We start from the raw sequence: 8,006 nt of genomic DNA on the forward strand, positions 1-8,006 counted from the left end.
AGATCCCCGCCACCCTCCAGTGGCTCAGCTCACGGCTGGTCGCCCACTGAGCCCCCGCACGACTGACGCCGCGCAAAGCCGGTGATGTGGCCGGGTTTTTACGGGGCGGGGGTCCGCGATTCGCCTACGCGCGGTAAGTTTCTGGCCATGCCACGTGGACGCCACCGCCATTCACCACCATTGCATCGGTTGTTGCCTCCTTCGGCGATCGCCGGTGTCTCCATCGTCTGCGCGCTGGGTCCCTGGGTGTTCTCCGATGCCATGGTGCTGCGCGCGCTGGCCGGGGCCGCTGCGGCCACGGCGGTCGTGGGCGCGTTCGTGATGCGCCGCTGGGACATCCACGCGGGCAAGCAGGTCGCCGACCTCACACGCGCGCGTGCCGGTGACGAGTGGCGGTACGAGGAGCGGCTCGCCGAACTGGAGACCGACCTGGAGGAGTCGCGCGAGCTGCGCACCAAGCTGGAGCAGCGGCTGCGCGCCAAGCGCGCGGAGCTGGCCGGCCTGCGCAACGAGCACGCGGCCCTGCTGCGCCGGTACGCCACGGCGGAGACCGAGCGCGCCAGCGCCCTGGAGGGGCGCCGGCTGCTGGAGATCGAGGCGACCGTGCCCTCGCCCGCGCTGCCGCCCGCGCGCCGCGCCGAGCCGGACCTGGAGCCGGCCGAGGAGCCCGTGGAGGCTGTCGCTGAGGCCGGTGAGGCCGGGGCGGACTCCGGGGACGAGCCGACGGCGTACGCGGTGTTCTCGCCCGAGGGCGCGCGGCTCTACCGGCAGGCCCTGACGGCCCTGGCCCGGTTCGACGGCGAGGCCGCGGAGGACCCCGTGACGGGCGCCGAGGCTTCCGTGGACACGGCCACGCGCGTGGCTTCCGAGGAGGCGGCTTCCGGGGACACCGAGGCGGTGGCTCCCGAGGCGGGTGCGACCCACGCCGGCGAGGCCAGGGCCGACGCGGGCGCTGTTCCGGCGGGCACGGCCGATGTCCGCAAGACCGACGCGGGCGGGGGGGACTCCGCCGCGCGGGCGGAAGGCGCCCGTGAGGACGCGGCGGAAGGCGTGACGGACGGCGCCGGTGCTTCCGTGAGCGAGGCCGGTGCGCCGGCCGCCCAGGAGGACGAGGCGCAGGGGAAGCCCGTGGCGGCCGACGGGCACGCGCGTGCGGCCGCCGCCCCGATGGCTCTGGCCGAGAGCGCCAAGCCCGTGGGCCGGCCGCCCGCCGGGCACTTCACGGTGCCGACCGCGGTGGCCGTCGTACCGGCCGCGCCCGCGCGGCGCCCGGTGGTCGAAGGCGGATTCGACTTCTTCGGCACCCAGAAGGACGCACCGAAGGCCGCGCTGGACTCCGTGCAGAACGAGGATCTCGCCGACGTCGTCGGCCCGGAGGCCCTCGCCGTGCACAAGGCAGAGGCCGAGGCCGAGTTCAAGCACGCCGGCGCGCAGTCGGACGGCGCCGGCCAGGTCATCGACCTGACCGCCCACGACGAGACCGAGCAGATCGACGTCCAGCGGCTGCGCAGCGCGGCCTCCTGACACCGCACCACGCATCAGGCACTACCGGGCCCGACTCCCGTGAGGGGAGCCGGGCCCGATGTCATCCGGTCATCCAGCGGTCGGGGCGGGCGTCCCGGCGGCCCGTACGCGACCGCTCCGCCTGGGCGTGCAGAAGCCGCGCGGCCTCCTGGGCGTCCCGCAGACCGGCCGTCACGGTCTTGTCGGCCCCGGTGTCCACGTGGACGTCGGCGAGCCGCCACAGACGCTGCCAGGGCCCCTGGCTCAGCCGCACGCTCTGCACCTTGGCATGCGGGACCAGCGAGAGCCGGCGCCGCAGAAGACCGTGCCGGGTGGCGAACACCGCGCCGGTGACCGCGAGACGGTGACCGCGCCACCACACCGGCACGCACCAGCGGGCCCGCCGCGGCGGCCGCGACAGCTCCTGAGGCACCGTCACGCCCGGCAGCACGCGCGCGACGACCGACTTGGCGATCGGGCGCGGAGCGACCGGTACCAGCACCGAGTTGGCGGATCCGGCCACGTCCAGTTCCACCCGCACCCAGCCGAGCCACCGCCACAGCAGCGGCTCCACGATCCGCACGGTCTGCACCCGGCCGGGCGGGATCGTCTCGTGCGTACGGTCGAGCAGCCCGCGGTCGATGCGCAGTCCGTCCGGTGACTCGCTCACCTTCCAGTCGAACTCGCCGGTGAACCGTCCCGCGCTGCTCGCGCCGGCCGCGCCGAACAGCGGCAGGGCGGTCGCGAGGACCGTCCACAGGTTGTGGGTGGTGAGCCACAGCACGGTCGGTACGACGAGCGCGGCGCACAACGAGCCCCAGGTGGCGCCCGTCAGCAGCAGGGAGAGCGCCAGCGCGCGCGGGGGTACGCGCAGCAGCTCGCGCGCCGGCGCCTCGCCGACTTCGCGCGCCGTCTCGGGCGCGAAACCCGCCGCGCGCGCCAGCAGCTCCGCGCGCAGGGCGCGCGCTTCCTGCTCGCCGAGGAAGGCCAGTTCGTCCTTGTCGTCGGCCCCGACGACGTCGATCCGCAGCTTGGCGACACCCGCCACGCGCGCGAGGAGGGGACGGGAGACGTCCACGGCCTGGATGCGCTCCAGCTGGATGTGCGCGGCGCGCCGGAACAGCAGGCCGGTACGGATGCGCAGTTCGGCGTCGGTGACCGCGTAGTGCGTGAACCACCAGGACAGGAAGCCGCAGAGGCCGGCCACCGGCACCAGCACCGCGAGCCCCAGCAGCAGGGCGGTGGTGGTCAGCCGCGCCAGCTGCGCCTGTGTCCCGTTCGGGTCGTGCACCGCCCATCCGGCGACCACGGCGACCGGCGCCCACGCCCGGCGGAACGGCGTGACGGGGTGCAGTCGGCGCTCGGTCACCGGCGCGGGCGCCGGTATCTCCTCGTCGTAGTCCGCGGTCCTCTCCTCGTCGTCATCCGAGGTCACCTTTTCGCCGTGACCCGGGGTCGTCACAGGCCCGCCGATCGCGCCTCGCCCAGCTCGGTGAGCCGGTCGCGCAGCCGTTCCGCCTCGGCCGGGTCAAGACCGGGGATGGTGGCGTCGGTCGCGGCGGCCGCCGTGTGCAGTTGCACGGTCGCCAGCCCGAAGCGCCGCTCGACGGGTCCGGAGGTGACCTCCACCAGCTGCATCCGCCCGTACGGCACCACCGTCTCCTCGCGCCACAGGACACCTCGACTGATCAGCAGGTCGTCCGCGCGCTCGGCGTACCGCCACGAGCGCCAGTTGCGCCCCACCAGCCGCCAGCACCACGCGACGCAGGCCACGGGCACCAGGGCGAAGGCGGCCCACGCGGGCCCCACGAGCAGGCCCGGCAGCAACCCGGTGACGACCGCGAGCACCGCCGTCCACACCACCACGAGCAGTCGGCGCATCCGCATCAGGGCGGGCTGCAGTCCCCGCCACTCCAGTTCGGCCCCCGGTATCCCGGTCTCCTCCGGGCTCCCCGTTTCCATGGGGCCAGCGTACGTAGGGGAAACTGGGGCCATGACTCCTACGACGGAGACCACGGTCGGGATCGGCGGCGCCGCGGAAAGCACCGACATGGTGCTCAACATCGGGCCCCAGCACCCGTCCACGCACGGCGTGCTGCGGCTCAGGCTCGTGCTGGACGGGGAGCGCATCGTGCGCGCGGAGCCGGTGATCGGCTATATGCACCGCGGCGCCGAGAAGCTCTTCGAGGCGCGCGACTACCGCCAGATCATCGTGCTCGCCAACCGCCACGACTGGCTGTCGGCGTTCTCGAACGAGCTGGGCGTGGTCCTCGCCGTGGAGCGGATGCTCGGCATGGAGGTGCCCGAGCGGGCGGTGTGGACGCGCACGCTGCTTGCCGAGCTGAACCGGGTCCTGAACCACCTGATGTTCCTCGGTTCCTACCCGCTGGAGCTGGGCGGCATCACCCCGGTGTTCTATGCGTTCCGGGAGCGCGAGGTGCTCCAGAACGTCATGGAGGAGGTCTCCGGCGGACGCATGCACTACATGTTCAACCGCGTCGGCGGCCTGAAGGAGGACCTGCCGGCCGGATGGACCGCACGCGCGCGTGCCGCCGTCGCCGACGTGCGCTCGCGCATGGACGTCTTCGACGACCTGGTGCTCGGCAACGAGATCTTCCGGGGGCGCACGCGCGGGGTGGGCGCGATGACGCCGCAGACCGTGCACGCCTACGGCGTGAGCGGGCCCATCGCGCGAGCATCGGGCGTCGACTTCGACCTGCGCCGCGACGAGCCCTACCTGGCGTACGGCGATCTCCAGGACACCCTGAAGGTCGTCACCCGGAGCGAGGGCGACTGCCTCGCCCGCTTCGAGGTGCTCCTGGACCAGACCCACAACGCGCTCGATCTCGCCGACGCCTGCCTGGACCGGCTCGCCGAGCTGCCGCCGGGGCCGATCAACCAGCGGCTGCCGAAGGTGCTGAAGGCGCCCGAGGGGCACACGTACGCGTGGACCGAGAATCCGCTCGGCATCAACGGCTACTACCTGGTCAGCAAGGGTGAGAAGACGCCGTACCGGCTGAAGCTGCGCTCTGCCTCGTACAACAACATCCAGGCGCTGACCGAGTTGCTGCCGGGGACGCTGGTGGCGGACATGGTGGCGATCCTGGGCTCGATGTTCTTCGTGGTCGGCGACATCGACAAGTAGGCCGGCAGCAGGCAGCAGGCAGCAGGCAGCAGGCAGCAGGCGGCAGGCAGCGGGCGGCAGGCAGCAGGCAGCGGGCGGCAGGCGGCAGGCAGCAGGCTCAGGCGAGTGGGTCCGGAATTCCAACGGGCTGCACCAGCCAGCCGAAGTCGCCGAGCCCGCCGGGGGCGGTGAGCTCGGCGGCCTCTCCGGCGTTCGCGAGGGCGCGCACATAGGCCGTGGGGTCCGTGGAGGCCAGCGCGAGCGGGGGGCGCGCGCCGGTGAGGTCCAGGGCGCGCAACGCGGCGCGCTGGGTGAGGAGGCGGGCGGGAGGCAGCGTGCGCGCCGTGGGGGAGGGCGCCTGCGACGTGTCAGTGGGCGTGTGCGCCGGACGCCGGGGCGTGGCCGAGGTCCTATGCGTGGTGCCGGGGGGTGTGCGCGCCGTATCGAGGGGCGTGCGGGGCGCGTCCGAGGGCGTGCGCGCCGTGACGGCCGCCGCGCATGCGTCCAGGGCGACGTGCGCCGTGATGTCGCACGACCCGTCCGGCACGGGCGCCGTCTCGCGCCCTTCCCGGAAGCCGGTGAGCGTCCCGAACGGGGGGCGCGTGCCGACGGTGTGCGCGTAGTCCACGGCCACCGCGAGCCCGCGCACCACCCGGTCCACCGCCGAGGCCCACGCCAGATCCCGGGGCAGCCCGATCTCCGCGCGCAGCCCCTCCTCGGCCGGCAACGGCCACCACCGGGCGAGCCAGTCCGCCTCCGCGCCGGTCACCGGCTCCCCGAGCCGTTCGGTGCCGTCCTCGGTGACGAGCACCAGCCGGGGCACGCCCGCGGAGTCGACCTCGACCACGTCCACGGGCACGTTGTCCAGCCACTCGTTGGCGAACAGCAGGCCCGTGACGGTGGCCGGAGGCATGTCCAGCCAGGTGATCCGTTCGTCCAGCCCGGCCGGGCGGTCGGCGAGTTCGACGGCGTACCCACGCGCGCGTGCGGCCACGTGGGCAGGCAGGGCGGCCAGCACCCCGGAGACCAGTTCGCCCCGCCCCGCGCCCATGTCGACGAAGTCCAGCACCGGGGGCCGGCCCAGTGCCTCGTCGACCCGGCACAGCAGCCGGGCCACGGCTTGCGCGAACAGCGAGGAGGCGTGTACGGACGTACGGAAGTGGCCGGCCGGGCCTTCCGGGCGGCGGTAGAAGCCGCCGGGCCCGTACAGCGCCGCCTCGGTCGCCGCACGCCAGCCGCGCCGGCCGCCCCCGCCGTCTCCGTCGCCGGGGCGCGGTCCCGCTCCCCGTGCCGTCTCATCCGTCACCGGACCAGACTAGGCGCACAGATGATCACCTCCTCCACCTTGCGGAGTACGCGCCCCGGGCACGGATCGGCCCTCCGGTTGACCCTGCATGCATCCGGTTTCCCTACTCTGGGTTACGTGCAGCGCCTCTACGACTTCCTCCGCCGCCACCCGACCTGGGTCGACACCTTCTGGGCCGTCGTCCTGTTCGGGCTGTCCGGTCTGAGCGTGGTCAATCTCCACGGGGTGCCCGGTCACCACATGACGCTCGCCGGGGGGATGGCCGTGTCCGCCGTCCTGTGCGTCGTCGTCGCGCTGCGCCGCCGGTTCCCGGAGCCGATGCTGCTGGTCGCCCTCGCGACGGGTCTGGCCCAGCTGGTGGTGGACGTCGAGACGACCGTCGCCGACTTCGCCATGCTGGTGATCACCTACACGGTGGCGACGGTCGGCGCGCGCTGGGCCTCCCGGCTCGCGCTCGCCGCGAGTCTCGTCGCGGCGCCCCTCGCGCAGTTCCGCTGGCCGAACGAGCACACCAGTTTTCCGGGGCAGATCGCGATAGTCGTCTTCCAGACGGTGCCCTTCGCGCTCGCCTGGGTGCTCGGTGACTCCATGCGCACGCGGCGTGCATACTTCGCCCAGCTGGAGGAGCGCGCGGCCCGCCTGGAGAAGGAGCGCGAGGCGCAGTCGAAGGTCGCGGTCGCCGCCGAGCGCGCCCGTATCGCGCGCGAGCTGCATGATGTCGTGGCGCACAACGTGTCGGTGATGGTAGTGCAGGCCGACGGCGCGGCCTATGTCCTCGACGCCGCCCCCGACCAGGCCAAGAAGGCGCTGGAGACGATCTCCTCCACCGGCCGTCAGGCCCTCGCCGAGATGCGCCGGCTGCTGGGCGTGCTGCGCACCGGGGAGCACCAGGAGAGCGGGGAGTACGTCCCGCAGCCGGACGTCGGGCAGATCGACGAGCTGATCGAACAGTGCCGCAGTTCCGGTCTCCCGGTCGACTTCAAGGTCGAGGGCACCCCGCGCCCGCTGCCGAGCGGCGTGGAGCTGACCGCGTACCGGATCGTGCAGGAGGCGCTGACCAACACCCGCAAGCACGGGGGGCCCCACGCGGGCGCCAGCGTCCGGCTGGTCTACTTCGACGACGGGCTCGGCCTGCTCGTCGAGGACGACGGCAAGGGCGCGCCGCACGAGCTGTACGAGGAGGGCGGCGCCGACGGCCAGGGGCACGGGCTGATCGGTATGCGCGAACGGGTCGGCATGGTCGGCGGCACCCTGGACGCGGGCCCGCGCCCGGGCGGAGGATTCCGCATCAGCGCCCTGCTCCCGCTCAAACCGGCGCACTGACGCAGCCGTACGCCCCCTGTTGACACCTGTACACCCTCGCCCTGAAGCCACCTCACCGCCCCGAACGAAAGAGGCCCGATGACGATCCGTGTGATGCTCGTCGACGACCAGGTGCTGCTGCGCACCGGGTTCCGGATGGTGCTCGCCGCCCAGCCGGACATGGAGGTCGTGGCGGAGGCGGGCGACGGAGTCGAGGCCCTCCAGGTGCTGCGGTCCACGCCCGTCGACGTCGTCCTGATGGACGTCCGCATGCCCAAGCTGGACGGCGTGGAGACCACCCGGCGGATCTGCGTGGAGCCCGATCCGCCCAAGGTGCTGATCCTGACCACCTTCGACCTGGACGAGTACGCCTTCTCCGGGCTGAAGGCGGGCGCCTCCGGCTTCATGCTCAAGGACGTGCCGCCGGGTGATCTGCTGGGTGCGATCCGGGCGGTGCACAGCGGTGACGCGGTCGTGGCGCCCTCCACCACCCGGCGCCTGCTGGACCGTTTCGCGCCGATGCTGCCGTCCACCGGCAAGGAGTCGCAGCACAGGGAGCTGGACCGGCTCACCGACCGGGAGCGCGAGGTGATGGTGCTGGTCGCGCAGGGCCTGTCCAACGGTGAGATCGCGGCCCGGCTGGTGCTGAGCGAGGCCACGGTGAAGACCCATGTGGGCCGCATCCTGACCAAGCTGGGCTTGCGCGACCGGGTGCAGGTCGTGGTGCTCGCCTACGAGACGGGTCTGGTACGCGCGGGCGGCCACGGCTGA

Annotated in this window: 7 protein-coding genes; 4 read left to right on the plus strand and 3 right to left on the minus strand. The window is 73.3% G+C overall.

Annotated elements, in window-relative coordinates; genetic code table 11:
- Window positions 1-147: 147 nt before the first annotated feature.
- A complete protein-coding gene (locus tag ACFYOH_RS40305; protein WP_388636232.1) occupies window positions 148-1,524 on the plus strand; it encodes a hypothetical protein in 1,377 nt (458 codons plus the stop codon).
- Window positions 1,525-1,585: 61 nt separating this feature from the next.
- On the opposite strand, the gene ACFYOH_RS40310 is transcribed toward ACFYOH_RS40305, so the two are convergent.
- The gene (locus ACFYOH_RS40310; RefSeq protein ID WP_388636234.1) at window positions 1,586-2,938 is read right to left on the minus strand and encodes a PH domain-containing protein; all 1,353 of its coding nucleotides are present in this window, start codon (window positions 2,936-2,938) and stop codon (window positions 1,586-1,588) included.
- Window positions 2,939-2,961: 23 nt separating this feature from the next.
- Window positions 2,962-3,465, minus strand: a complete 504-nt coding sequence (locus ACFYOH_RS40315; RefSeq protein ID WP_388636236.1) for a PH domain-containing protein — start codon at window positions 3,463-3,465, stop codon at window positions 2,962-2,964.
- Between the two features lie 31 nt (window positions 3,466-3,496).
- Here ACFYOH_RS40315 and ACFYOH_RS40320 point away from each other — a divergent pair, with 31 nt between their 5' ends.
- Window positions 3,497-4,648, plus strand: a complete 1,152-nt coding sequence (locus ACFYOH_RS40320; protein ID WP_388636238.1) for an NADH-quinone oxidoreductase subunit D — start codon at window positions 3,497-3,499, stop codon at window positions 4,646-4,648.
- A 97-nt stretch (window positions 4,649-4,745) separates the two neighbouring features.
- Here ACFYOH_RS40320 and ACFYOH_RS40325 read toward each other — a convergent pair whose 3' ends face one another.
- Entirely contained in the window at window positions 4,746-5,933 is a 1,188-nt protein-coding gene (locus ACFYOH_RS40325; protein WP_388636240.1) for an SAM-dependent methyltransferase, read from the minus strand.
- 117 nt (window positions 5,934-6,050) lie between these two features.
- On the opposite strand from ACFYOH_RS40325, the gene ACFYOH_RS40330 reads away from it, so the two are divergent.
- Window positions 6,051-7,256, plus strand: coding sequence for a sensor histidine kinase (locus ACFYOH_RS40330; protein ID WP_388636242.1), 1,206 nt, complete (start codon window positions 6,051-6,053; stop codon window positions 7,254-7,256).
- Between the two features lie 78 nt (window positions 7,257-7,334).
- Window positions 7,335-8,006, plus strand: coding sequence for a response regulator (locus tag ACFYOH_RS40335; protein WP_388636244.1), 672 nt, complete (start codon window positions 7,335-7,337; stop codon window positions 8,004-8,006).

The organism is Streptomyces sp. NPDC007856 (assembly GCF_042868225.1).
Classification (GTDB): Bacteria; Actinomycetota; Actinomycetes; order Streptomycetales; family Streptomycetaceae; genus Streptomyces.

Coding starts and splice junctions, on each gene's coding strand:
- ACFYOH_RS40305 (WP_388636232.1), top strand. CDS start 148: ATGCCACGTGGACGCCACCGCCATTCACCACCATTGCATCGGTTGTTG.
- ACFYOH_RS40320 (WP_388636238.1), top strand. CDS start 3,497: ATGACTCCTACGACGGAGACCACGGTCGGGATCGGCGGCGCCGCGGAA.
- ACFYOH_RS40315 (WP_388636236.1), bottom strand. CDS start 3,465: ATGGAAACGGGGAGCCCGGAGGAGACCGGGATACCGGGGGCCGAACTG.
- ACFYOH_RS40335 (WP_388636244.1), top strand. CDS start 7,335: ATGACGATCCGTGTGATGCTCGTCGACGACCAGGTGCTGCTGCGCACC.